This window comes from Rhodococcus sp. ARC_M5 (assembly GCF_022810405.1).
In the GTDB taxonomy this organism is placed as follows: Bacteria; Actinomycetota; Actinomycetes; order Mycobacteriales; family Mycobacteriaceae; genus Rhodococcoides; species Rhodococcoides navarretei.
In genome coordinates this window covers 1-1,642 of the sequence record NZ_JALGQE010000043.1, presented here as the reverse complement: position 1 = coordinate 1,642, position 1,642 = coordinate 1, and the positions used below count along the sequence as shown (strand labels likewise).

The window sequence follows — 1,642 nt, the reverse complement described above, 5'->3', positions numbered from 1 at the left end:
GGTATGCGTCCAGTTCTTCTTCGTCAACATCGATTTCGCCGAAGAGTACGTACATTGTTGTGTCCCATGGGCGAAGGCCATCGTGCCTGGGAGTGAGAAGAACCGCGACCGTCCGGCAAGCATCAACTGCGTCGGCGGGAAGCCCGGAGATCCATTCGTGGTGGCGGAGCATCGTCCACCCACGGAAGACTGCTTGGTGGTGTCCGCTGAGATGGTTCAGCACGCCGAAGGCTAAATGTAAGTGGTTGTCCCCCAGCCAGTAACGGCGAGGCTCAAACCGCGTCTCACCATTGAGCGCGTCTTGAGCGATTCGGAGCTGGTCGAGCAGTCGTCGGCCGATCGCGGCCCGCTCGAGTACCGGATGCTGATCGAGCATGTGCAGCACGTTCAAGCGGTCGAGTTCGGGACGATCCCAGGACGACGTAGCGACGTCCTCGAGCATCTGGCGATACAGCGCTGCCCCCGCGGTGTCGAGACTCGATGCTGGCTCCCTCGGTAAGAGGGGATACGAAAAGTGTTGGGCTAGTGCTGGATAGTGTTTGTTGGTATCAGCGTTCCGGGTTGCTTCGAGGTCGGCATTCGCGAGCTCGAAATAGTGTGGCACGTGTTCACCCGGTGCGACTTCGTCGCCTTTTACTCGGTGAATGTATGCGCCGACGGCGGTGATCGACCTCAGCTGGTCGAAGAGGAATTCCCACTCACGCCGTAGAAGAGCCACTACTGCAAGCGACGGCGTCGATGAGACGGGGGAGATGTGCTCGGGTGGCTGGTCGTGATCGATTATCACAACACCCACCCATGCGAATACCGCAGCGTCGACGTGAATAGAGCGTCCACGAGCGTTGTGAAGGGTCTTGGGTGTGGCGGTGAGAGTTCGTACTGTGCCTGCGGCCTGGCGCGCGCCCTTCGCGGCGTTCTTGGCAATCCAGTTCAGTTCGCGCGCAGGGTTTGCGTCGGTGGGTACGTCGCGGGACTTCACCTGGATGGCAAGTGCTCGATCTCCGAAGATGACCGTACCGTCGCCGAGCTCACGGGATGCTGTGCCTTTGGCGATCTTCTTGGGTGGTAACACGAAATCGGGGAGCCCCCACTGTGCCGCAGCGGCCAGGGTCGCGTTCTCGGCTGCAGTACCTCGAATTACTGCTGGTTCGAGGACTCGGGCATGTGGAATCGTCCGCCCGAACACGCCGGTTTCAGTGTGGACCAGCATGACCATGTTGTCGTCGTCATCCCGATAGACAGCCAGGCCGAGTTCGGACTGAGCGAGTTGGGGTTCCAGGTCTGGGTAATTCGAGTGATCGACCGGTGCCCACCTGCCAGGGTCATTGTCGTGTTCGGTAGTCAACTTGTCCACGTCCACGTCCAAGTCGGGGTCCGGGCGGTTCAGCGGCTCGCGCAGACCAACCGAGCGCTCGAAGCCGCGAACAATTTCGGCTGCAACTTTGAGAAGTGAGGCACACCGGCGGCCGACCGTGTCTTTGTCTGGGTTGCCCGGCCATGGAGGTAGCGCGAACGCGATGTCGAGGGCAACGCCCGGCCGACCGTTCAGGCCTCGCGCGCCTTCGGTGGGTTCTACCCTGAATCGCGCGATCGGGGTTGGTGTCTGGACGAGTGTGGGCGGCTCGGCAGCTAGTTCGACGAT

Annotated in this window: 1 pseudogene; it reads right to left on the bottom strand. The window is 61.1% G+C overall.

Annotation, left to right across the window (positions count from 1 at the left end):
* Nucleotides 1–1,642 (bottom strand): annotated as a pseudogene (locus MTX34_RS25435) (hypothetical protein); the annotation flags it as partial.